23 protein-coding genes and 1 pseudogene are annotated in these 23365 nt (G+C 58.3%); 12 read left to right on the plus strand and 12 right to left on the minus strand.

Annotation, left to right across the window (positions count from 1 at the left end):
• Positions 1–26: 26 nt before the first annotated feature.
• Positions 27–1172, plus strand: coding sequence for a DSD1 family PLP-dependent enzyme (locus QPJ95_RS14260; protein ID WP_286018127.1), 1146 nt, complete (start codon positions 27–29; stop codon positions 1170–1172).
• Between the two features lie 11 nt (positions 1173–1183).
• A complete protein-coding gene (locus tag QPJ95_RS14265; RefSeq protein WP_270919769.1) occupies positions 1184–2101 on the plus strand; it encodes an ornithine cyclodeaminase family protein in 918 nt (305 codons plus the stop codon).
• Positions 2102–2241: 140 nt separating this feature from the next.
• On the opposite strand, the gene QPJ95_RS14270 is transcribed toward QPJ95_RS14265, so the two are convergent.
• From QPJ95_RS14270 to QPJ95_RS14280, 3 genes are all read right to left on the minus strand, one after another.
• Complete coding sequence (locus QPJ95_RS14270; protein ID WP_270919770.1) at positions 2242–2664, minus strand: VOC family protein; 423 nt, start codon at positions 2662–2664, stop codon at positions 2242–2244.
• Positions 2665–3198: 534 nt separating this feature from the next.
• Positions 3199–3852: a DUF2461 domain-containing protein gene (locus QPJ95_RS14275; protein WP_270919771.1), complete on the minus strand. Its 654-nt coding sequence runs from the start codon at positions 3850–3852 to the stop codon at positions 3199–3201.
• 215 nt (positions 3853–4067) lie between these two features.
• Positions 4068–4481, minus strand: coding sequence for a hypothetical protein (locus QPJ95_RS14280; protein ID WP_270919772.1), 414 nt, complete (start codon positions 4479–4481; stop codon positions 4068–4070).
• Between the two features lie 249 nt (positions 4482–4730).
• Here QPJ95_RS14280 and QPJ95_RS14285 point away from each other — a divergent pair, with 249 nt between their 5' ends.
• Positions 4731–4865 (plus strand): GPW/gp25 family protein, encoded by a 135-nt coding sequence (locus QPJ95_RS14285; protein ID WP_270919773.1) that lies wholly within the window; start codon positions 4731–4733, stop codon positions 4863–4865.
• Positions 4866–4902: 37 nt separating this feature from the next.
• On the opposite strand, the pseudogene QPJ95_RS14290 reads toward QPJ95_RS14285, so the two are convergent.
• Both QPJ95_RS14290 and QPJ95_RS14295 read right to left on the minus strand, forming a co-directional pair.
• Positions 4903–5028, minus strand: a pseudogene (locus tag QPJ95_RS14290) (IS3 family transposase); the annotation flags it as partial.
• Between the two features lie 86 nt (positions 5029–5114).
• Positions 5115–5285: a hypothetical protein gene (locus tag QPJ95_RS14295; protein ID WP_286018128.1), complete on the minus strand. Its 171-nt coding sequence runs from the start codon at positions 5283–5285 to the stop codon at positions 5115–5117.
• A gap of 232 nt (positions 5286–5517) precedes the next feature.
• On the opposite strand from QPJ95_RS14295, the gene QPJ95_RS14300 reads away from it, so the two are divergent.
• Both QPJ95_RS14300 and QPJ95_RS14305 read left to right on the plus strand, forming a co-directional pair.
• A complete protein-coding gene (locus QPJ95_RS14300; protein WP_270919774.1) occupies positions 5518–5901 on the plus strand; it encodes a hypothetical protein in 384 nt (127 codons plus the stop codon).
• A 312-nt stretch (positions 5902–6213) separates the two neighbouring features.
• Positions 6214–6939 (plus strand): SpoIIAA family protein, encoded by a 726-nt coding sequence (locus QPJ95_RS14305; protein WP_270919775.1) that lies wholly within the window; start codon positions 6214–6216, stop codon positions 6937–6939.
• 409 nt (positions 6940–7348) lie between these two features.
• Here QPJ95_RS14305 and QPJ95_RS14310 read toward each other — a convergent pair whose 3' ends face one another.
• The 3 genes from QPJ95_RS14310 to QPJ95_RS14320 all read right to left on the minus strand — a co-directional run bounded on the left by QPJ95_RS14310 (position 7349) and on the right by QPJ95_RS14320 (position 10270).
• Positions 7349–8104, minus strand: coding sequence for a CbiX/SirB N-terminal domain-containing protein (locus QPJ95_RS14310; protein ID WP_270919776.1), 756 nt, complete (start codon positions 8102–8104; stop codon positions 7349–7351).
• 33 nt (positions 8105–8137) lie between these two features.
• Positions 8138–9316, minus strand: a complete 1179-nt coding sequence (locus tag QPJ95_RS14315) for a 4Fe-4S double cluster binding domain-containing protein (protein ID WP_270919777.1) — start codon at positions 9314–9316, stop codon at positions 8138–8140.
• A gap of 78 nt (positions 9317–9394) precedes the next feature.
• Positions 9395–10270, minus strand: coding sequence for a LysR substrate-binding domain-containing protein (locus QPJ95_RS14320; RefSeq protein ID WP_270919778.1), 876 nt, complete (start codon positions 10268–10270; stop codon positions 9395–9397).
• Between the two features lie 117 nt (positions 10271–10387).
• On the opposite strand from QPJ95_RS14320, the gene QPJ95_RS14325 reads away from it, so the two are divergent.
• Entirely contained in the window at positions 10388–11356 is a 969-nt protein-coding gene (locus QPJ95_RS14325; RefSeq protein WP_270919779.1) for an NAD(P)-dependent oxidoreductase, read from the plus strand.
• Positions 11357–11445: 89 nt separating this feature from the next.
• Complete coding sequence (locus QPJ95_RS14330) at positions 11446–11937, plus strand: hypothetical protein (RefSeq protein WP_270919780.1); 492 nt, start codon at positions 11446–11448, stop codon at positions 11935–11937.
• 2 nt (positions 11938–11939) lie between these two features.
• Here the strand turns inward: QPJ95_RS14330 and QPJ95_RS14335 are convergent, their stop codons facing one another.
• The 3 genes from QPJ95_RS14335 to QPJ95_RS14345 are packed head-to-tail and all read right to left on the minus strand — an operon-like array spanning position 11940 to position 14703.
• Positions 11940–12539 carry a TadE/TadG family type IV pilus assembly protein gene (locus tag QPJ95_RS14335; RefSeq protein ID WP_270919781.1) on the minus strand — a complete coding sequence of 200 codons (600 nt, stop codon included), beginning with the start codon at positions 12537–12539 and terminating at the stop codon, positions 11940–11942.
• Between the two features lie 2 nt (positions 12540–12541).
• Positions 12542–13078: a TadE/TadG family type IV pilus assembly protein gene (locus QPJ95_RS14340; RefSeq protein WP_270919782.1), complete on the minus strand. Its 537-nt coding sequence runs from the start codon at positions 13076–13078 to the stop codon at positions 12542–12544.
• Positions 13075–14703: a TadE/TadG family type IV pilus assembly protein gene (locus QPJ95_RS14345; RefSeq protein ID WP_270919783.1), complete on the minus strand. Its 1629-nt coding sequence runs from the start codon at positions 14701–14703 to the stop codon at positions 13075–13077. Before QPJ95_RS14345 ends, QPJ95_RS14340 begins: the two co-directional genes overlap by 4 nt.
• A gap of 336 nt (positions 14704–15039) precedes the next feature.
• Between QPJ95_RS14345 and QPJ95_RS14350 the strand changes: the two genes are divergently transcribed.
• Positions 15040–16470 (plus strand): Glu/Leu/Phe/Val family dehydrogenase, encoded by a 1431-nt coding sequence (locus QPJ95_RS14350; protein WP_270919784.1) that lies wholly within the window; start codon positions 15040–15042, stop codon positions 16468–16470.
• Positions 16471–16618: 148 nt separating this feature from the next.
• Here the strand turns inward: QPJ95_RS14350 and QPJ95_RS14355 are convergent, their stop codons facing one another.
• Positions 16619–17902, minus strand: a complete 1284-nt coding sequence (locus QPJ95_RS14355; protein ID WP_270919785.1) for a DUF1254 domain-containing protein — start codon at positions 17900–17902, stop codon at positions 16619–16621.
• 301 nt (positions 17903–18203) lie between these two features.
• On the opposite strand from QPJ95_RS14355, the gene QPJ95_RS14360 reads away from it, so the two are divergent.
• The 4 genes from QPJ95_RS14360 (at position 18204) to QPJ95_RS14375 (ending at position 23285) form a co-directional block, all read left to right on the plus strand.
• Entirely contained in the window at positions 18204–19457 is a 1254-nt protein-coding gene (locus QPJ95_RS14360; protein WP_270919786.1) for a sarcosine oxidase subunit beta family protein, read from the plus strand.
• Between the two features lie 93 nt (positions 19458–19550).
• Complete coding sequence (locus QPJ95_RS14365; protein ID WP_270919787.1) at positions 19551–19820, plus strand: sarcosine oxidase subunit delta; 270 nt, start codon at positions 19551–19553, stop codon at positions 19818–19820.
• Positions 19817–22747: a sarcosine oxidase subunit alpha family protein gene (locus tag QPJ95_RS14370; RefSeq protein ID WP_270919788.1), complete on the plus strand. Its 2931-nt coding sequence runs from the start codon at positions 19817–19819 to the stop codon at positions 22745–22747. Before QPJ95_RS14365 ends, QPJ95_RS14370 begins: the two co-directional genes overlap by 4 nt.
• Positions 22740–23285, plus strand: a complete 546-nt coding sequence (locus QPJ95_RS14375; protein WP_270919789.1) for a sarcosine oxidase subunit gamma — start codon at positions 22740–22742, stop codon at positions 23283–23285. The genes QPJ95_RS14370 and QPJ95_RS14375 overlap by 8 nt, the downstream gene beginning before the upstream one ends.
• The last annotated feature ends 80 nt before the right edge of the window (positions 23286–23365 follow it).

Consider the following 23365-nt stretch of genomic DNA (forward strand, 5'->3'; position numbering starts at 1 on the left):
CAGGTACTCACCAGAAGGACCTAAACATGACCGCTGATCCCCGCTTTTTCGATTTGATAACGCCGTCTTTGCTCTTGGATGAGGCAAAAATGATGCGGAATATCGACCGGCTTGCAGATCATGCACAGGGGCTGGGTGTATCGCTGCGACCGCATTTGAAGACCGCCAAATCCGTTGATGTGGCGCGGCGCCTTTTGCCCGCAGGGGATGGTCCGGCCACTGTATCGACACTGGCCGAGGCCGAAACATTCTCGACCGCAGGTGTACGGGATATTCTCTACGCTGTTGGCATTGCGCCGCAGAAACTGCCACGTGTGGTGGCGCTTCGCGCTTCTGGCTGTGACCTAAGTGTTATTCTGGACAATGTGGTACAAGCCGAAGAAGTGGCCAAGGCTTCACGTGAGGCGGGAGTTCCCATTCCAGTGCTTATCGAGATCGACTGCGACGGTCATCGTGGCGGCCTGCGGCCCGACGATCCCCTTTTGATCAATATTGGGCGTATCCTTCACCAAGGTGGGGCAGAATTACGAGGGGTGATGACCCATGCCGGTGAGAGTTACACTGTCGTAGGCAACGAGGCACATGCAAAATTCGCCGAGATCGAGCGCGCGGCGGCAGTCGATGCTGCAAAGGCGCTGCGCGCGGCTGACCTGCCGTGTCCGGTGGTTAGCGTCGGGTCCACACCTACGGCTCATGCCGCGCGTGATCTGACCGGAGTGACCGAGTTGCGCGCGGGGGTCTATGTGTTTTTTGATCTGGTGATGGCTGGGATTGGCGTCTGCCAAAAGGAAGATATCGCGCTATCGGTGCTTACAACCGTGATTGGGCACCAGACTGATCGGGACTGGACCATGGTAGACGCCGGATGGATGGCAATGTCGCGTGATCGGGGCACCGCAGACCAAGCGGTGGATCAAGGATATGGGGTTGTCTGTGACGAGGCGGGCACCATCCTTCCAGACTTGATCCTGTCGTCAGCCAATCAAGAACACGGGATCATCACTCGTCGATCCGGCGCGACCTCCCCCATGCCCGACCTGCCTGTGGGTACGCGCCTGCGCATTCTACCAAACCACGCCTGTGCCACCGCAGCGCAACATTCCCATTTCACCGTCATACCAGCCGAACCCTACAGCGCCCTGATTGAATGGCCGCGTTTCGGCGGCTGGTAAGGAGACAGGTCATGATCCATATTACCGAAGCCCAATCTGGCGCTGCAATATCTCATGAACTGGCTTATGAGGCCGTGCGTCGTGCGTTGATCGCCGCCAACTCATCAGAGGCAGCCATCTTTCCAGTCGTGTTGGGCAATGCCAGCAACCCGCAGAACAAATTTACCATCAAGTCCGCCGCCGATGGCAGTCTGGCGGGGTTGAAGGTCGGGTCGTATTTCCCAACCAACGACGCTGCGGGGCTGCCGCGTCACGACTCGATCATCCTGCTGTTTGATCAGACCAAGGGGCGGATCGGTGCCATCGTCGAAGCGGGCAAGCTGAATGCTTATCGCACAGCTGCTGCCGATGCCGTCGCAACTGACGCTTTGGCGCGCTCGGATTCTCAAGTGCTTGCCCTGTTCGGCACCGGCCACCAAGCTGCTTATGAAGCGCAGGCCATCGCGCGTATTCGACCGCTCACCAAGATCATGGTCGTGGGCCGGAATGCAGACCGGACCAGTGCTTTTGTAGCCCAATTGCGCGAGAAGGGCTTGCCTGCCGAAGGGGCACAGGCAGAAACAGCCTGTCGCGCCGCCGACATAATAGTGACGGCAACGACCGCCACCAAACCTTTGTTTCAGGCAGATTGGGTTCGCCCGGGTACCCACATCTCGAGCATGGGATCTGATGCAATCGGTAAGCAAGAACTGCCGCCCCAACTTTTTTCTCAAAGCCGATTGTTTTGCGATCTGCCGGAACAATCTGCCCGTATTGGTGAGTTCCAACACGTCGACGCTGGAATGTCTTTGACGGCGATTGGTGCTGCCTTATCCGATACTGCCGAGGGCCGTCGCACAGCTGAAGAAATAACAATTTTCGATAGCTCCGGCATCGCACTGCAGGACCTGTACATCGCAGAGTCCATTATTGCTGCAACTTCATCTTGAGCGTTTAAATTGCGGTACAGTCAGGTCTGCTCTGAGCATAATCCAGACCTTCGCCAAAGTGGTCACGAAGGCCCGGTTAGGGCCGTTCGCTACAATAACGTGTAGGCTCCGTGCTTCCACAGCCGCGCAACACATCGTCCTCACTCATTTTGGACCTGTTGGTGAACTTCGATCACATTACCTTCCGGGTCCTGAAAAAAGACCTGATGCCAATTTTTGGCAAACGAAGTTCCGTAGTCCGAGAACGGAATATCATTGTCCTTTAAAAGTGTGAGAAATGCATGGATATCATCTGTGCGGAACGCGATGTGGCCTCGGTCAACTGGATTGATGACTTGCCCATTTGTGAAGGCGACATCGAGCCGACGCTCTGCGAGGTGCATTTGCATCTGGCCATCGCTCGCAAAGCGAATCTGGCCGTCATAGCCTTGTGTCCCCTTGGCCTCGGTGCGTGGGAAGTCCTCCTGCGGGATGTCATCGAGGCCCAGCAGGTTGGTGTAGAAGTCGTGCAGCTTGTCCACGTCGTGTGAAACAAAGTTGATGTGGTGAAATTCAAGTTTCATGGCGTGCAGTGCCCTCTTTGCGCTGAAATTTCTTGCAAAGTATCGGGTGAACCAAACGTCGGCCAGATGAAATTTTGGCGAGCGGTCGACACCTGATGATAGTGACCATCCCCGCTTGAGTTGAGCGGCCCCACTTGGGTGGTCCAATGTGAAAGTTGGTCCATAAGGGCGATGGTCTCTGACTCGTGTGAGAGTTATTGCAGCAGGCTGCACGAACCTCCGTTTGCGGGGAGACCAGTGGGTATCTCCGAACGACTTGTATGGGCCGAAAGCACCAATTGGACTGATCTAAGAGAACGTCCTGAAAGTCCGAACCGCAGATTTCGGGCCTTTTCTCGACTCATAACCGCATTGTCAGCTGAGAAACCTCTTATGGCATTGGTGTGCAGTGCAGTTTCCGACATTTAGGGCGGAAAGCGGTGGGTCGTTGCATTCACGAAGTGCTCTGCATTGTCGAGCGTACTAGACCATGTCAATGGATGCAGCCCCATCATCCGACAATAGCTCCGCTCGCGCTATTTCTCTTGCGTGCAATCAGTCGAAGTAGCGCACCAATGGGCTGGCGGCGCGAAAGATCTCGATCAGCAGATCTATCACCTTGTCGTCAAGCAAAAGCGCGTCCGGAAAGTTTTTTCGGCATCCCAGGCCGACCATTTTCAAATAGGGCGCCGCGGGATCGCGACTTACAAAACCCTCCGGCACAGTGTCCAACTCCTTTCGTGTGACCATTCCGTCTGGGAAAATCATTTTGAACTCAGGATCGGCCAAGATGGCTTTCAGGCCCTCCGGATCATCGACCAGACGCTTGCGCAACTGTACCAGTGCCGGTTTGGATGGTTGAAAAAGCGCGGCGCCTGCGTAACAGTTTCCTGGCTCGATATGGAGGTAGTATCCGAAGTTTTCTGTGGGATGACCGGCATTGGCAAAAACATCCACCTCTGCACGGTACAGCGCACGTCCGATGCGGTTGCGCGGATCCTGATGGAACCTGGTGTAGCTTTGCTTTGGTTTGATCGCCGCGTCAGCTATGAAAGGATCAAAGCGATCAGCATAGTCGTGCAGTGTCATCGCGATGCCGGTGAAATTGCGCAGGGCATCGTCGCGCTCAACGCGGTGTTCGTCCATCCAGGCTTTGCGGTTGTTCATTGCGAGATCTGCAAGAAAAGTAAATGTCTCTGGCTCTACCATGGGCACAACTCCTGTTTCGCAGTTGCCGCGAAGCGCGTCTGCATTCGATAGCATCCTTGTAAGGCTAATTCAGAACATCGACCATGGGATTTTTGAAGCGAAAGCCCGAGTGTTATTTGGCCTCATTGATTGGTACCTCAGTGACCAATGAACGGCTTGGCGAAAGTCGTGCCGTTGAGCGTTTTCGATCCCGATGTTCAGGATGGCCTTCGAACTTAGGCATCTGTTTCCACAGCTTTGGGTGTCGCGCGCCAGTATTCGACGGCTGCATCCAACTCTGCCGCGTAAAAAGCTGGGGCATCGGGCCCCAATGGATCGCCTTTGAAACGACCAACCCGCTGCGCACAATCGAAAAAGCCTGGCGCAGGCAGTCCACCTCGAGCCTTGCTGACCACGAGCGCTGCGATTAATGGGCGCGCGGCTGCGGTGTCTTCCTCTATCAGGCATTCCAATGCGACAGTAAGCTGATGGATCGTGTTTGGTGGCACGAGACCCAAAGCCTTGGCAAGAGCTTGATAGGTGATGGGAGTTGCATGCCCGATAATTCGGCAGAGATGTGCCCGAACGCGTAGCGCTAATACGCTAGCCGTGCCCGTGGTGGCGTTCTCGGTTGAACCAACAAGTGGCATTCAGTTACTCCCTGTTCACACTAATTTGCGACGTCGTCTCTAAACAGTCAATTCCCGAAAAACAGGCGTGTGTCGAGGCTCTCTACTGAGGTCGGGTTAGGACCAAAAATACTGTTTAACTGAGCTGGATATAGGTACCGAATTACCCGCGATGCAGTTGCTTAGATAAGGAAACGTCCACGACCCAAAATAACCAAACCGGAAAACCGCCAGAGGTCTCGCCGCTGATCCTGTGACCATGATCGCCGCATGATTGGCCTAGACGCATCCACCGGAAAACGGCTCTCGGGTCTGGTGCATTTGCGCCAGTCTGTGCGCGATATTCTGACCACCCCCAATCGGCACCCGGGTGATGCGCTGGAACTATGGCAGCCGCCTGGATGATCCTCGTCCCTAAAACCGGACAGTTTCACTATTGACCCTATGCGGCCATTTTCAAAGTTGTATCTTCAAATGCCTGCAGGGGCGTTTTGTAGCTGATACTGGAGTGGCGACGTTGGCGATTGTAGAAGACCTCAATGTATTCGAAGATTGCAGCTTTGGCTTGTTCGTCATGGTTTCACCGCCCCCGTTGTGAAAAAAGCGGATGCTTTCACCGGGATAACGATCCCCCGGATCGGTCGCCGTTCCGGCTCAATCCAAAATCGCCATTTTCTCAGCAAGACGCTTGTTCTCTTTGCGAAGGCGGGCCCGTTCAGCGGCATCCGCCTTCTGACGGCGCTTGGCTTCTGATGAACCAAACGTCTCTACCTCAAGCCGCCACGTCTTCAGCTGTGTGCCGGTGATCCCAAGCTCGCTCGACACGCTACCCTGCGTCGCACTAGGCTCATAAAGTCATTCAACTGCCGCGGCCTTATAATCGTCCGTATATTTCCGTCGCTGTCGTCCCATTTAGTGCCCCTTTCATGGACAGGGGGAAAGTACCGCAATGTCCGGGAACATGGACGAGGTTCAGTGGCGTTATCACTGCCTTGCAGGACACGGGCGCTGGCGCAGTCGATGGTATTCAGGGCGTTGGATCTGCTGTCAGTAACTGGTGGAACGCGAGCCCGGTCCACAAACTGCGGCAAGCCCCAAGGGGATCTCGGGGTCTTTTCTGGGCGGCGACATTGGCCGTGGTTTCCGCCGTGTTGGCGAGCAGGGGCCGGAAACCATCTGGAATTCCAAGGGCGGCTATGTGGCCCATGCCAGCGTAACCGCGCGATTGAGCCGGCTCTCTGCCCGCGCAGCGCCTTTGATGTCAGCGCTGGGTATCTGGGTCGTTGAGGGCCTGCGCGAGGGGCAGCGCAAGTTTGCCACTCATGGCGCTCCCCCCCACACACACGCCAGGACTTCACCCTCAACATCAGGAGATATGATGGCGGACCTCGCAGCCTTCTGCCATTCTAAGGACGGCGAGATCCTGGACGCGATTGTCTGAACTTCGGCGTCCTGAGCTTTCGAATTCTGGGCTCGCACCCGCAGCCAATTCACACTTTCCGCCCTTCGTGACGAAATGTGCAGGCTGCAGCAATCAGGCCCTTTCCCTTCATGGTCATTAACGGCCCACTGCGGACCTTCGTGCTGCCTGCGGCCAACGGCAGGTTTAAGCCCAGATTGGCTATATCACGACAAGCCAAAATTGCGGGCTTTGATGGCTCTTGGCGGAGGATTAGCCTGTGCCCATTCAGGTTTGACACGCAATTGTAAGCAGCTAGGGTTATATCAAAAATTGAAACGAAGGGATTTCACCATGATTGAAATGATTGATACTGGAACAGCAGGTCAGCTTGAGATGCGCATGAGCGGCGCTATCGCGGCGGTGGACTATGACGACGTCTTGACACCAGCGCTTGAGGCGGCGCTGGCTGACGTTGACGCAGTGCGACTTTTGGTCGTGGTTGGCGAGGACCTGAGTTTCAATGCCAGTGCAGCCTGGGCCGATATGAAACTCGGCCTCAGCCATTGGCGAGGTTTCGACCGGGTAGCTGTTTGCGCGGGAAGTGGCTGGATCGCAAGCACCATTCGTGCCTTCGCGCCGATCATGCCATGCCCGGTACAAGTTTTTGATTTCGAAGAAGAAGAGGCTGCCCGGCGTTGGCTAAGGGAGTCACTGGGTGCCATCCATCTCCGCGATCTGGGCGGCCCGGCGCTGCTGATCGAACTGGTCGGTAAGGTTAGTCCCGAGGACTACGCGATGGCGGAGGGCGATCTGGATGCGAAACTACTCGAGCGGGACGGCTTCCGACTGCTGATCGATGTAAGGGAATTTGATGGCTGGCAAGGGTTGTCGGCCATGGGGGCACATCTTTCGCTTGCCCGTGGCCACGCACCGCTGCTGGACAAGGCTGCCATCGTTGGCGACCGGGCCTGGCAGAAGATGGCGCAAAAGGTCGGTTCACGGTTTTTAGATGCAGAGACCCAGTTCTTCGACGCCGCGAATTTCGAAGCCGCGAAGAAATGGTTAATGTCGGACTAAGCCCAAGAACGTTAAGCCGACAATCGCGAACGACCGCACCTCGGTCGTTCGTTCAGATCGCAGCGAACGGCTCCTTCCCGCCCATTCTAACAAACCTTCGCGCCAGCAGCATTGGGCATTATATCTGTCTGGTGAGCTTCGTCGATACGTCCGGAAGGCTGCGCAGCGCTATAACAAAGGTCGACGCCGAGCCGATGGAATAGGCTGCCACATTTTCACGTTTCGTTCCTTGCATGTCCAGCAGGATCGCCGCACATTATATAAAGAAATCAAAGGGAAATTGCCGAATTTGCAATCTGCTGCGTCACCACTCCGCCAACTCGCCGCCTATGGTGTGAGCCGTCATTCATCCTAAGTGCCCAAGGCGTGCAAGGGCTCAATGCCCGCTGGACGGGGATGTTTGAAGGTTTTATCGGGCGCCCCCGGCGCCAAGACAGGTTTCAAGGGCCCGGGCTATTAAGTGGGCGACCCCCGGAAGGGCGCCGGTCACTGGCAGGGGGGCATCGGTAAATCCGGCCGCGGTCAGCGACTGAGGAATGTCGATGCGGCTGTGGTCTCCGGCTTGGGCAAAGAACGGCAGGCACAGCGCCCGATCGCTTAGCGCCCGATCGCTTAGTGCCCGATCCCTTAGTGCCCGATCCCTTAGTGCCTGTGCGGCGGTTTCAATCAACGGCGCCTGTTCCACAAATCCGGTGGTGATCCGGGACTGCGGCAGCAAGGGGCGCAGGGCTGTTGCAAAATCCTCGGCCGCCTCGGCGGCTTTGGGGCCGCGCGCCGAGCCATGCGCGGCCAGCAGCAGCTCATAGTCCTGTCCCGTCCAGCCGCGCTTGGCCACTTCGTTTTCCAGAGCCGAGGCCACCAGCGCGGGCAGCGCCGGGTCCAGCCCAAAGGGGCAGGCCATCTGATGCGGGATCTGGCCGATCCGGCGGCTCAGCACCTGGCCGGCAAACCAGCCTCGGGCCATGAAAAATGGATAGATCACCGCGCCGGGCGTCAGTTCACCCTCAAACCGGCCCGGCGCAGATAAGGTGGCCGAGCGGATGTGCCACTCTGGCAGCAGATCCTGCAGCTGTGCCGCCAGCCGGGCCAGCGCCGCCTCGGGGGGCTGCGGGTTTGAGGGTTGGCCGTGGGCGGTGATCAGGGCTATGGGGCGTCTGTCTGGCATCATCATTTCGCTGATTGGCTGGTCGGGGATGGGTTACTTGGCGGTTTTGGTCCACCAATTGCCCGGTTTCTGACGTCCACCGTGGGATTTGGACAGTCTCAGCGCCAGATGGCGCAGCGGTGACAGGGCCAGTTTCAGCCACAGCCGGTGACGCGGCTGGGAATAGTCGCGGTTGAACGGGCAGACCCGCATGCAGATGGCGCAATCCGACGACATCTTTGCCCAGAACGAGAAACATTTCTCGGCGTCCGAGGTCCATTTGCGCACGCCCTTGATCGCCGAGACATTGCTGCCGCCGACCTCAGGCGGGCCAAAGGGCAGCGCCTTGACCGGGCAGGCCTCGGCGCATTTGGTGCAGATGTCGCAAAAATCGCGCACGCCTTGCGGTTTGGCGCTGTCATGCGCCAGCGGCAGGTTGGTAAAGATCTTGGAGAACCGCAGGCGGGGGCCAAACTCAGGCGTGATCACCATCTGGTTGCGGGCGTATTCGCCCAATCCCGCCTTGACCGCATAAGGGATCACCAGACCGGTATCGTTCATCGACGGCACCGCCTCATAGCCCAGATTGCGGATATAGGCGGCCAGCTGCATCACCACCGATGCCTCGTGGCTGTATTCGCGCCCCGTCGCCGCCCCGGCCAGCGCCGAGGGGTAGGTGGCGACCAGCTCCTGATCCATTTCATGGCCCAGCACGATCACATTGGTCAGGCCCTTGGGCAGGTCATGCGGCGCGTCGGACATGTCGCGGGTGTCAACGCGGCTGGTATAGAGCCAGCGGTCATCCAGATCGGTGACACCACAAAGATCGGCGCCAAAGAAGGTGGCGACGCGTTTGATTTCAGCCGACATCTGCGCCGGATCATCAATCTCGGCGGCATCTTCCGCAACCGGGGTGTCCGACTGGATCGGCGCCTGAAACCCCTGCCGCAGCCCCTGATCGGCAGTGCGGTTAGAGACATTGTCCGAGATCAGCCAGGCGGCATTGCGCAGGGCAAAATCGCGGCGGGTAAAGCCGTCACCGCGGCGCGGCGCGGCCTCCATCCGGTAGGAGGCAAAGAACTTGGCGCTGTGTTTCGAGATCACCCGATCATCCCAAAAGGCGCGGCTGAAAATGTCGTTGCGTTGGGCAAAGCCCTCAAAATCATCGCTGACTTCGATGCCTGCTTCGGCGTCGCCATCACGTTGGGGCGGAGTGTTGTTGGGCCATACCATGGCGCGAAGCTAGCGGGCAAAGTTCGGTGGTGCAACATTTTCTATTGGCGTTGGTCTGCGTGTTAACTGACTTTGTTGTCACGAAAAAATCTCGGTGATCCAGTCCCGCACCAGCCTTTCCTCGGGGCTGTTGGGGTCTGATCCGGTGGTGGGCATCAGATAATGCCCCTGACCCATCGGCATCTCAAAATCCATCACCCGGGCGATCCTGCCCTGATCCAGCGGTGCCTGCGCATAGCGCCGCATGATCATCGCCACACCGCTGCCCGCCGCCGCCATCTCGATCGCCGCCAATGAGGTATCGGTCAGCAACCCAGCGCCACGATCCTGCGGCTCCAGCCCCTGACTTTTGGCAAATCGCAGCCAGTTGTCCTGATAGCCGTGAATATGGATCAGGTTTTGCTCAAGCAGCTGTTGCGCCGACCCCAATCGCGCCGCCACGTCCGGCGTGGCCACCGGCAGCACGCTTTCCGTTGCCAGCAGATGCGCCCGGCGGTCGAACCAGCTGGAGGGGCCAAGGCGCAGGTCAATATCCACATCCTCGTCGCTGGTGCTATCCGCCCAGATCGCCGAGATCAGCCGCAATTTGATCTGCGGGTGCCGGTCCTGAAAGCTGCCAAGACGCGGCGCGATCCACAGCACGGCGGTTGAGATCGGCGCCCGCAGGGTAATGGTGCGTGCCTCCATCGGCCGCAGTAGCCCACGGGTGGAATAGGCGATATCATCCAGCGCCTGGGCGATGCTGGGGTAATAGGCATGCCCCAATGCGGTCAGCTCCAGATGGCGGGCGCGGCGCAGGAACAGGGCAACGCCAAAACTGCTCTCCAGACTGCGGATCTGGTGCGACACCGCCGCCTGGCTCAGCCCCAGTTCATGGGCGGCGGCGGTAAAGCTGCGCAACCGGGCCGAGGCCTCAAAGGCGCGCAGCCAGACGAGATTGGGGAGATCCGACATGTGTTGCTAATTTTCTGCTGCTAATTTTTCGGGGGCCAAGTCGCATTATTATTCGTTTTATTTATAGATGAGGTCAAGCTAGCCGTTGCTGCTAAATGGACTCCAAGCGGTGGTAGAATGACAAAAGAACTCAAGGTGGGCTTTATCGGCCTGGGCAATGTGGGCGCCAAGCTGTCGGGCAGCCTGCTGCGCAATGGTGTGGATCTGATGGTGCATGATCTGGACTCGGATCTGGTGCAGGTCTTTGTGGCCAAAGGCGCCAGCGCTGGCGGCTCAGCTGCGGCGATGATGCGCGATTGCGATGTGGTGATCACCTGTCTCCCCACGCCCTCCGCCTCGGCTGTGGTGGTGCAAGAGATGCTGCCGCAGGTGACGGCAGGCAAGGTCTGGATGGAAATGTCCACCACCGACGAGGCCGAGGTGCGGCGACTGGCGGCGGCGGTGATTGCCCGCGGTGGCGCTGCGGTGGAATGCCCGGTTTCCGGGGGCTGCCACCGCGCCGACACTGGCAATATCTCGATCTTTGCGGGCTGCGAGCGCCCAACGTTTGAACGCATCCTGCCGCTGCTGACCCTGATGGGGCGCCGGGTGTTGCACACCGGAGAGATCGGCACCGCCAGCACCCTGAAGGTGATGACCAACTATCTGGCCACCGCCAACCTGCTGACCCTGTGCGAGGCCATGGTGACCATGAAGGCGGCGGGGCTGGACATGGCCACCACTTATGAGGCGATCAAGATCAGCTCGGGCACCTCGTTCACCCATGAAACCGAAAGCCAGCTGATCCTGTCGGGGGCGCGCGATGTCAATTTCACCATGGATCTGGTGCTCAAGGACATCGGCTTGTTCCAGACCATCGCCGAGCGCAACAAGGTGCCGCTGGAGCTGTCGCCGGAAGTGATCCGCATCATCAAGGATGGCCAGCAACGCTATGGGGAGCGGGCCCAGTCGGACCGCATTATCGAACGGCTGGAGGAGGCGACAGGGCACCGGGTTCTGGCCGACGGATTTCCCTCTGAGCTGATCGACGACGAGCCGGAACAGCCGGGCTATGAGGTGGTGATCAACCGGGCCGCTGCGAAATAGCCATACCCAATAGTGGGGGCTGTTCGCGGCGCTTGTTTCAGGCTAGACCCGTCGCGCATCTTTTGGGTGCGGCATCTGGGGAGCGGATCATGAACGACGACATCATAGTAACAATCAGCGCGTCAGAGGGTCGTCGCTATATGGGCGTTGGCATGTTGGGATCAGTCGGGGCGCTGGTTCTTTACGTGGCGCTCTCGACGCCGCCATCCGTGGGGTGGTTGGCGTTTTTGCTGGCTGTGGGCGTTTCGACCATCTGGCTGGCGACCCGCATGTGGCAGGCCACGCAATATACCATCGAGCTGACCGAGACCGAGCTGCGCTGCACCGATGGCAATGTGATCGCGCGGATCGACGATATTGAAAACATCGACAGCGGCTTCTTTGCTTTCAAACCGTCAAATGGCTTTCTGATTAAAACCAAAACCCCGGCCAGCCGGATCTGGCGGCCGGGGCTGTACTGGCGCATGGGGCGCCGGATTGGTGTTGGCGGCGTCACCCCGGGATCGCAAAGCAAGGCGGCCTCGGAAATCCTCGCCACGATGGTGGCGAGGCGCAATCAGGCCGGTGATGGCCGGCTCTAGCCTTAGCTGGTGTCGTCGGTCCCATCTTCATGGCTGCCACCGGCTGACAGGCTGCCTTCAAAGACAATCTGCGGCGCAAAGCGCGGCCGGGTGAACACAAAGTTGTAGATATTCATGTCCGGCAGGCCGATCTTAAAGGCCGCGTTGACGTCGTTTTGGGTTTCCACCAGAATAACGCGCTCCTGATCGGGCATGGCAGGCAGATCATTCTCGACCTGGCTGATAGTGGTATCGGTCCAGGAGAAGAAGTGGGTGCCGCGATTGACCGACCAGTCGACGTAATAGCGATCATCGTCCTGATCCCAGCGAATGACCGAGATCCGCAGTGAGACCGAGGAATCCGAGCGGACCAGCAGTTCGGTCAGCGCATGCATGCTGTCGATGTAGTCGTTGTTAATCGCATTGGTCTCGCGCGAAACCAGATCCGATATCGTATAGGCCGCCTTAAGGTTGGCACTTTCCTGCTGGAAGGCATCAAAATAGGTGTAGATCGACGCAAAGATCAGCAGCAGGAACGGCAGGTAGAATGCCGTCTCGATTGACACAGACCCATCGGTGTCGCGGCGAAAGGTCTTAAAGGCGGGCTTTATGAAACGATCCATGATTACCTCGGCTCCTGAACAAATGCTGACGAGGCAAACAGGCTGACACGACCGCCGGAATCTTTGTCCAGACTGTCACCTAGCCCCCATTGCGGGAATACCGGGGCGAATTTCATGCAGGCCCGAATGAACATCAGCTCATTTGACTGACCGCTGATAAAGCTGCGCACCGGCTGCACATCTTCTACCGCGTTGATACAGTCCGGCGAGGCGTCAATGCCGGTCCAGTTAAACGGATCGACCTGCACCATCTCCAAACGCAGCGAGGTGTCACAACTGTCGATAAAGCCTGATCTGGAGCAAATGGCGTCGCGGATGTCGTCATGTTGCTGGTCTGCGCCGGTTCCCAGTCGCAGATCGCGGACCGTCATGTCCAAGGCGCGCTCCAGCATGGATTGCTTGATGGTGATCAGCCCCAATTCCACCGTCGACATCAAAATCATCAGGAAAAGAGGCACCACAATGGCAAACTCCACCGTGACGTTGCCATTTTCGCGGCTGCGGAACTGCCGCAGTGACTGTTGAATGCGCCGGATCATTGGGTCAACCTCAGCTGTCTAATCGAGGTGGCAATTGAGGCAAAGGCGTCCGAGATTTCCAAGCCGTTCACATCAAAGTAATGCGCGTCTGAACTGGCACAGTCCTGCAACACCGCCTGGCCACCGCTGGGGGCTTCGAAGCCGATGGTGTAGACGATAATGCCTGCTTCCTTGGCTGCGTTGCAGATGTTTTGGGTGCGGGTGTTCTTGGTGGTTGTGCCGTAATATTTTCGAACGGGGTAGTAGTATTTGTTCTTGGCGCTCGAGGTGCCCATCCATTCCCCGAAAATATACTTGTAGTTATACTTCAAAGAGGTTCGGGCCCATAGTTCAGCATAGCTCAGCCGAACCGCAGTGCCGCTTTCGCTCGACCCGTTGCCATAGGGGTGATCTTTCCAGGTTCCGTAATTATCCCAATAGTAATCTCTGTCATACGACCGGTAACTGTTCGGGTCATAAGAGGAATAGCGGTTCGCGCTTGCGTTGTACCATAGGTCCGACATTCCACTGCGAAAATCTTCGTCAATATAATACTGCGATGTGTTCTGCCCATCGGTCATCAGCACCACGATCTTGATGGTGTCGGCATCGGTATAGCTGGACGGGCGCGCCGCAAAATCAACGGGAACGCTTGCATCCGCGCCGGTGGTCAGGGCGTTGATGGCCGGTTGGGCGGAGGGATCCAGCAAAGTGGTGGCCCATTTCATCCCCAAATCGATGGAGGTGTTTCCCCATGCGTCGAGGTTTTGGATGAAGGCCTTGAGCGTCGCGGCGTCTTTTTGAAAGGGCAGTATTTCGCGATCTGCATCAGCAGAGCATACGGCATAATTGACCAACCGCCCACTTGGGCGATAATCACTGTCATACCAGGGGCTGAAATGCATGGTGCCCTGCAAAGGAGTCGTCAGCGGCAGCGCAACACTGTTGAAGTCTGAGGACGAAAAATTTACACAGTGGGAATAATCCTGCTCGGCCGAGACGTTGTATTGGTCAAACAGCGCTTCCGGGACTGAAACTTGGGTGGCATAGGGAATGATCGAGATCGACATCTTGCCGTCGGTGGTATTGGCCACCATCTCATCGATGAAGTCTTTCGCCGCGACCTTAAGATTTGTGAGACGGTTGTTTGAATCCATTGACCCCGACACATCCAGCACCAGCGAAATCTCCAGCCCATCAATGCTTTCCTCGGCGGTCGATGAGGCATAGATCGGGATGCTGCCAACGCCGGTGAAATTCATGAAATGGGTCTCGAACTCGCTGTTGACCGTGCTGGTAACGATGCGATAGCCCAAGCCGATGTCCGAGGTGGGGGGGCTATAATATTCGCTCAGACCGGATTTGGTCAGGTAGTCGAGCACCACAGCATCTGGCGTCTGGGTCTGGTCCAGATCGGCGGCGGCCAGCACCGCCCGGTCCAGAGTATACTGCAGCTCGGTCCGGTCGCGCTCCATGCGCATCAGATCAACCCCAATACCGCCAACTGCCAGCATCGACAGAAATATGAATATGGTGGGCTTGATCAGAACCCCGTCCTCTTCCCGCGCGAATTTGCACAGGCCTGTCCTGCAGCGGTTTGCTGCACGTCTGGATAGGGCGGTTGTCTGGCGTAGTCGCAGTGGCATTGCAGTCCTCTCCGGCCCAAAAGTGACAAAGGGCCCGTATGGATACTGTGGGATTTGGTTGAAGTATTAATGCTTGATGAAGATGGCGGAATTGGGGCGTTCATATGACGTTAACTTTCAAATTGATCATAAAATTAAGGCAATTCGTGCCTTGATTCACTGCGGCCCCGACCCCTGGTCTGACCGTTGCGGGGATTCTCGAAAGTTTCCAAAACGCGGAAAAAACAGGTTTTTTTGAAATGAAATGGTCAAAAAGGTCGCACTTATTAAAGAAGTCGTCATAACCTTTCAGTGACAACTGTAGGCGAGTCGTCTCAGGATTAGGGAGAAGAGCCAATGAGTAACGTCAACGAACCCAGTTTCCGTGAAAGCGTTGACCTGATGTTCAGCCGGGCCGTTGCCCTGATGGACCTGCCACCTGGCCTGGAGGAAAAGATCAGGGTCTGCAACGCCACCTACACGGTGCGCTTTGGGGTGCGCTTGCGGGGCGAGATCAAGACCTTTACCGGATATCGCTCGGTGCATTCCGAACATATGGAACCGGTCAAGGGCGGCATCCGCTTCTCGCTGGGCGTCAACCAGGACGAGGTCGAGGCGCTGGCGGCGCTGATGACCTATAAATGCGCCCTGGTCGAGGCGCCGTTTGGCGGCTCCAAGGGCGGCCTGTGCATTGATCCGCGGCAATATGACGAACACGAGATGGAATTGATCACCCGGCGCTTTGCCTATGAGCTGATCAAACGCGACCTGATCCACCCGTCGCAAAACGTGCCCGCACCTGACATGGGCACCGGCGAGCGTGAGATGGCCTGGATCGCTGACCAATACGCCCGCATGAACACCACCGACATCAATTCCCGCGCCTGCGTCACCGGTAAGCCGCTGAATGCCGGCGGCATTGCCGGCCGGGTCGAGGCCACCGGCCGGGGCGTGCAATACGCCCTGCAGGAATTTTTCCGCCACCCGGAAGATGTGAAGGCGGCTGGTCTGAGAGGCTCGCTGGATGGCAAGCGGGTCATTGTGCAGGGGTTGGGCAACGTGGGCTATCACGCCGCCAAGTTCCTGAGCGAAGAAGACGGCGCCAAGGTCATCGGCATCATCGAATACGATGGCGGGCTGTTTGACGCCAATGGTCTCGACGTTGAGGCGGTGCGCCAGTGGATCGGCCAGCATGGCGGCGTCAGTGGCTATCCAGACGCCACCTATTCCAAGGACGGTGCGCCGTTGCTGGAGGCCGAGTGTGATATTCTGGTGCCCGCAGCTCTGGAGGGGGTGATCAACCTCTCCAACGCCGCGCGTATTCAGGCTCCGCTGATCATCGAGGCCGCCAATGGTCCGGTGACCGCCGGTGCCGATGACATCCTGCGCGAAAAGGGTGTGGTGATCATCCCTGACATGTATGCCAATGCCGGCGGTGTGACGGTGTCCTATTTTGAGTGGGTCAAGAACCTGTCGCATATCCGCTTTGGCCGCATGCAGCGCCGCCAAGAAGAGGCCCGCCACCAGTTGGTGATCAACGAGTTGGCGCAGCTGGAGAGCGTGATGGAGGGCCGTTGGAAAATGTCACCGGACTTCCGTCAGAAATACCTGCGTGGCGCCGGTGAGCTGGAACTGGTGCGCTCCGGTCTGGATGACACCATGCGGATTGCCTATCAGTCGATGCGCGAAGTCTGGCACAGTCGTGACGATATCACCGACCTGCGCACCGCCGCCTATCTGGTGTCGATCGGCAAAGTGGCCGCCAGCTATCGCGCCAAGGGGCTGTAATCTGCCAGACAGATGACTATGACGAGATGATTGTGACGGCGCGCTAACATCAGCGCGCCGTTTTCCGTTTTGGGGTCTAGCTCCGAAACCTCAAAACCGGCGAATTTTCCAGCTTTGATTTAACTGCTGCTATTGGCATTGGCGGCAGTTAGAACTTCACAGTTTTGAATGTCTCTTCCAGCTGGGTTCCTTTGTAGACAATATCCTTGGCTGTTCTTCCATTAAGCTCCGAGGTGGGGCCGTAGTACCGGACGACAATATAATAGCCGCTGTCGAGTACCGGCATCCAGTAAGTCCCATCTTTCGGATCCTCCATGCTGAAGGTAAAAGAGACGTTCCCATCGCTGTCAGGTTCGATTGAAAAATCGGGATAAGCTTGAATGTCGTTGTTCCCAATATCCGCGGGATTTAACGGCAAAAAAGTATTGGCATCATAACGTGTGACCGACCAGAACAGATCGACGCCAGGGACGTGAGGCAAAGTCAATACAAAGGGCCCGACGGCGCCTGCAAGTTTGGTTCCGGTTCGGTCCACCGGGATAACCTGATAATAAGCGTGATGTACCGGGAAACCCAAATGTCCGATTAACGTACCCGCCGCTCTGACTTTGTGGCTGCCGCCTGCCGGATGATCAACCGGTTCAAACGCTCCTGTATTGCCGCTTACCCCACCGTCGGCGAGAAACTGTTTTAGACTGTCAAATGTTGCCTTGTGTACCGTCGGAGTATAGCTCATGGCGGCCTCAGCCATGAGGTCTTGTGTCAGGGCATATGGCTTGGAGTTGTCAATGGTCCACTGGATCAACGCAAGCGTATCTTTGGGGTTCGGCAAGTCCACTTTTCCCCAAAGTCCATACATCCGGGCCTCGTGGCGGATACTGTTGGCCAACTTGTCTTCATTGAATGCAAATGTCTGAGTGCGAAGAAAGACAAAGGGAAAGTTTGAAGTTGTTTTTATGATCGTGCCTTCGGGTAGCGTACCTTTGTAATCTTCATGAACCAGAACAAACCGTTCGCCCTCTTTCGCAGTGACCTGATCGAAAATTGCATGGTGTTCGACGTCAAAAATCTCGATGCTGGAGTACCGGTCGTCCCTGGCAGGGGTATCAATGATTACCGGGCCAAACCGGACATCTGCTACGGCCTTGGAATAAAAATGATCAAGCGCTGGTGTTATGACAAAAGAGCGGTAGTCGGCAATTCGAGGGTGATCGAAAACGTTGAAGCCGAATTGCTCGATATGGTCCACTACAGATGACATGTGGTGAACGATTTTGTATCCATAATACTGCATGTCCGGCAGATCATTCTTTGACTGCGCTGAGGCAGCACTGCTCAAAAGAGCCGTGAAAAGTAACGCGGCAATTGCAGGCAGCTTTATTCGTTTCAATATCATTTTTCTCACATTTACCATTAGACCATCATCCTTCATTTGAAGTGCCCGCTCCCGAATTTTGCATCAGTTTTTATGCCTGATCAAGCCCCTAGTGAAAGCTGTTTCGTGGTTGAGCACCTGTCCGTGAATTGAGCGCTGCCAAAGAACGACGCAGGATGTCGCAACCTCGACTAGACATATCTGCCCAGTACGGGCACTTGTACCGGCAACAAGGTGCCGGACTGTTGCGTTTCTACCAATAGGGGTAGGAGCCACACGGGAAAGCGGCTAGCAATGCTTTAGCGGGAGACGGCAGCGGATTGGCCGGCCTCCCCATATTTGAATTTGGAGGTAGCCCATGCGGTTTTCAGGCTGGCGCGTGCTCAAAGAAGGGCTGACAGGCAACAAGGGCTGGGCACCGCATTGGCGCAACCCCGAGCCGAAACCCGAATATGATGTGGTGATCATCGGCGGCGGCGGTCACGGGCTGGCCACCGCCTATTATCTGGCAAAAGAACACGGCATCACCAATATCGCGGTGCTGGAAAAGGGCTATCTGGGCGGCGGCAATGTGGGCCGCAACACCACCATTGTGCGGGCCAATTATTACCTGCCGGGCAATTCCGAGTTCTACTCTCATTCGCTGAAGCTCTGGGAGGGGCTGGAGCAGGATTTGAACTATAACGCGATGATGTCGCAGCGCGGGGTGATGATGATTTATCACAACGATGGCCAGCGCGACGCCATGGTGCGGCGCGGCAATGCCATCATCAATCAGGGCGATGATGCCGAACTGCTGGATGTCGAAGGGGTGCGCAAACGAGCGCCGTTTCTGAATTTTGACAACAACCGCTTCCCGATCATGGGCGGCTTGCTGCATCGGCGCGGCGGCACCGCGCGCCATGATGCGGTGGCCTGGGGCTTTGCCCGCGGCGCCGATATGCGCGGTGTTGATCTTATCCAGAACTGCGAAGTCACCGGCATTGATATCGACAATGGCAAAGTGCGCGGGGTGCAGACCACGCGCGGGGTGATCCGGGCCAAGAAGGTCGCACTGGCGGCGGCGGGGCGGTCGGGACAGGTGGCGGCCCTGGCCGGGCTGCGGCTGCCGATCGAAAGCCATGTGCTGCAGGCCTTTGTCTCGGAGGGACTGAAGCCGGTGCTCAACCACGTCATCGCCTTTGCCGAGAACCATCTGTATATCAGCCAGTCCGACAAGGGCGGTCTGGTGTTTGGCAGTTACTTGGATTTTTACAGCTCCTATGCGGCACGCGGCAATCTGCCGATGGTGGAGCACACTATGGAAAGCTGCCTGGCGATGGTGCCGGCGCTGGGCAAGGCGCGGCTGCTGCGCAGTTGGGGTGGCATCATGGATATGACCCCGGATGGCTCGCCGATCATTGATCAGTCCGGCATCGAGGGGCTCTATCTCAATTGTGGCTGGTGTTACGGCGGCTTCAAGGCGATCCCCGGATCCGGCGATGCCTATGCCCATCTGATCGCCACCGATCGCCCGCATGGCGCGGCCACCAAGTTCAAGCTGGACCGGTTCCGCTCGGGGCATGGGTTGATGGATGAGGAGGGCTCCGGTGCGCAACATAATCTGCATTGATGTGGTTCGGGATGTGGGGAATGGGGGCGCTGCCCCCTCGGCCTGGCGGCCTCACCCCCGAGGTATTTTGAACAAGAAGAAGGGGGCTGGCGCATGAGGATCAACTGTCCGAATTGCGGCGAGCGCGATCGTCGCGAGTTTTATGTCAAGGGCGCCGCATTGGCGCGCCCGGCAGCGGATGCGACGCTGGAGGCCTGGCATGATCATGTCAACCTGCGGGACAATCCGGCAGGGGAGCTGCATGAGCTGTGGTATCATGAGATGGGCTGCGGTGCCTGGATCGATGTCTGTCGCAATGTTGTCAGTCATGCGGTGCTGTCAACCGCGCTGGCCTCGGCTGCGGATCTGGGGGGCGCGCGATGAGGATATCAGGCAAAGGGTTGTTGCAGGGCGCCAGGCCGGTGACGTTTTCCTTTAACGGGCGCCACATGATGGGGCTGGAGGGCGACACGCTGGCCTCGGCGCTGCTGGCCAATGGGGTGCATCTGGTGGCGCGCTCGTTCAAGTATCACCGCCCGCGCGGCATTCTGAGTGCCGGTAGTGAAGAGCCAAATGCGCTGGTGACTATCGGCTCAGGGGCGCAAAGCGATCCCAATATTCGCGCCACGAGCCAAGAGATCTTTGACGGGCTGGAGGCGCGCAGTCAGAATTGCTGGCCCTCGGTCGAGCATGATCTGCAGGCCATCAATGATCTGGCGGCGCCGTTTTTGGGCGCCGGGTTCTATTACAAGACCTTCATGTGGCCCGCGGCGTTCTGGGAGAAATTCTATGAGCCGGTGATCCGCAAGGCGGCGGGACTTGGGGCATTGTCGGGGCTGGCGGATCCGGATCCTTGTGAGAAGGCCTATGGGTTTTGTGATCTGCTGGTGATCGGATCTGGCCCTGCCGGGTTGATGGCAGCCTTGACCGCCGGTCGGGCGGGCGCCGATGTTATTCTGGCCGAAGAGGATGCCCGCATGGGAGGCCGCCTGCTGGCTGAGGTTGAGCAGATCGACGGCCTGTCCGGGGCGGACTGGGTGGCGCAGGTCTTGGTGGAGATGGCCAGCCTGGACAATGTCCGGCTGATGCCGCGCACCGCCATCACCGGAGCTTATGATCAGGGCACCTACGGCGCGCTGGAGCGGGTCGGCCATCATCAGCCGCGCCGCGCTGGCCTGCCGCGTGAATGTTTCTGGCGCATCGTGGCGAGGCGGGCGGTTTTGGCGACTGGGGCGATTGAGCGCCCCATAGCCTTTGCCAACAATGACCGCCCCGGCATCATGACCGCCAGCGCGGTGCGCTCTTATCTGAACCGCTGGGGGGTGGCTCCGGGACAGCGGGTGACGGTCTTTGCCAATAATGATCAGGCCCATCACACCGCGCGCGATCTGGTGCAGGCGGGGGTGCATGTGGCACTGCTGGTGGACAGCCGCCATGACGCGCCGGACAGTGATTTGTACGCCGTGATGAAGGGCGCGCAGATCTGTGACACCAGCGGCCGCAAGCGGATCGACAGTATCACCGTGCGCTCGGTTGCGGGCGAGGAGCGCATTCAGACCGATTGTCTGGCGATGTCGGGCGGCTGGAACCCGACGCTGCATCTGACCTGTCATCTGAACGGGCGGCCCCAGTGGAACCGCGACATTGCCAGCTTTGTGCCCACTCCGGGAACAGTGCCGGGGCTGACCTGTGCCGGTGCCTGCAATGGCACCTTCTCGACCTCCGGGGCGCTGCGCGAGGGGGGGGAGGCCGCCGCACAGGTGCTGGCCGATCTGGGGTTGAAATCAACCAGACCTGATGTGCCAGAGGCGGAGGATGCGCCCTATAATATCACCGCGCTCTGGGCGGTGCCCGGCAAGGGGCGTGCCTGGCTGGATTTCCAGAACGATGTCACCGTCAAGGATGTGAAACAGGCCGCAGCTGAGAATTTCCGCTCGGTGGAGCATATGAAGCGTTACACCACACAGGGCATGGCCACCGATCAGGGCAAGAGCTCAAACGTGGCGGCGCTGGCGGTGCTGGCGGATGCCACCGGGCGCGGCATACCTGAGACCGGCACCACCACTTTTAGGCCCCCGTTTGTGCCGGTTTCTATCGCCGCAATGGGCGCCGGGGCGGCAGGGCAGGGGTTCAGGCCTCAGCGGCTGCTGACCTCGCATCTGGCCAGCAAAGAGCAAGGCGCGCCGATGATCGAAGTCGGCCTGTGGTACCGTGCCAGCTATTTCCCGACCAAGGGCGAGAGCAACTGGCGACAGTCCTGTGATCGCGAGGTTGAGCTGGTGCGTGGCTCGGTGGGCATCTGCGATGTCTCAACCCTGGGCAAGATCGACATTCAGGGGCGGGATGCGGCAAAGCTGCTGGATTTTGTCTATACCAACACCTTTAGCACGCTAAAGCTGGGCAAGGTCCGTTATGGGCTGATGCTGCGCGAAGATGGCTTTGTGATGGATGACGGCACCACCGCGCGGCTGGGCGAGCATCACTATGTGATGACCACCACCACCGCCGCTGCCGGGCAGGTGATGGCGCATCTGGAGTTTGTGCATCAGGTGCTGCGGCCGGAATGGGATGTGCAAATCGCCTCGGTGACCGAGCAATGGGCGCAGTTTGCCATTGCCGGGCCCAAATCGCGCGACTTGCTGAATGGCATGTTAGGCGATCAGATCAATGATGCCAGCTGGCCGTTCATGGCTTGCGGTGCGGTTGACGTCTTGGGCGGCGCGGCGCGGCTGTTCCGGATCTCGTTCTCGGGCGAGAGGGCCTATGAGCTTGCGGTGCCGGCCCGCTATGGCGATGCGCTGTTTCGCGAGCTGTTGCAGCGGGCCCGCGCGCTGGGCGGTGGTGCCTATGGCATGGAGGCGCTGAATGTTTTGCGCATTGAAAAGGGTTTCCTGACCCATGCCGAGCTGAACGGCACTGTCACCGCCTTTGATCTGGGGATGCAGGGTATGGTGTCGAAAAAGAAAGACTGTATCGGCAAGCCAATGTCGGCGCGGCCGGGGTTGATGGACAAAGATCGCCAGCGGCTGGTGGGGCTGAAACCTATTGGCGCAGTTAAAGAGCTGACCACCGGGGCGCATCTGTTCAATCCTGATGATCCGGTTGAGCGGGTCTATGATCAGGGCTATGTCACCTCGGCGGGGTTCTCGCCGACCCTAGGTCATTCGGTCGCCCTGGCGTTCTTGAAAAACGGCGCGGACCGCATTGGCGAAGAGATCCGTCTGGTGGATCACATGCGCGGCATTGATGCGCTGTGCGAAGTGGTGAGCCCAGTATTCTTTGATCCCGAAGGAGGTCGTGCCCGTGGTTGAACTGATTGCACTGACGCCCTGTGATGGGCTACTGCCGCTGACCATCGGCAGTGTCTCGCTGACCGAAGACCTGCCCGACGCAATGACCTCGATTGCGCCTTATGCCGGGCAGGACGCCGCGCTGAATGCAGCGCTGGAGGCGGCGCATGGCATGGGCTTCCCTGCGGTCAACCGTAGCACCGGCAAGGCTGGCACCCGGGTGATCTGGTTTGGCCAGGGCATGGCGCTGTTGCAGGGTCCGGTGGCAGCGGCAGGGCTGGCGGAGTTTGCCGCGCTCACCGATCAGGGCGATGCTTGGGCGGTGGTGCGGCTGGAGGGGAGCGGCGCCGAGGATGTGCTGGCGCGATTTGTGCCGGTGGATCTGCGCCGCCAGAACTTCGAGCTGGGCCATACGGTGCGGACGGAACTGGCCCATATGATGGCCTCGATCACCCGCATTGGCCCGGATATGTTTCAGGTTATGGTGTTTCGCTCGATGGCGCGCACCCTGGTGCATGATCTGAAGACTGCGATGGCAGGGGTGACCGCGCGGGGCTAGGGCAGGGATCGGCTTGGGAACAGGCTGGGGTTGGGGGGCTGAAATTCAACACGGTCCCCGGTGAAAACCGGTTCCCACTT

The organism is Parasedimentitalea psychrophila (genome assembly GCF_030285785.1).
Lineage (GTDB): Bacteria > Pseudomonadota > Alphaproteobacteria > Rhodobacterales > Rhodobacteraceae > Parasedimentitalea > Parasedimentitalea psychrophila.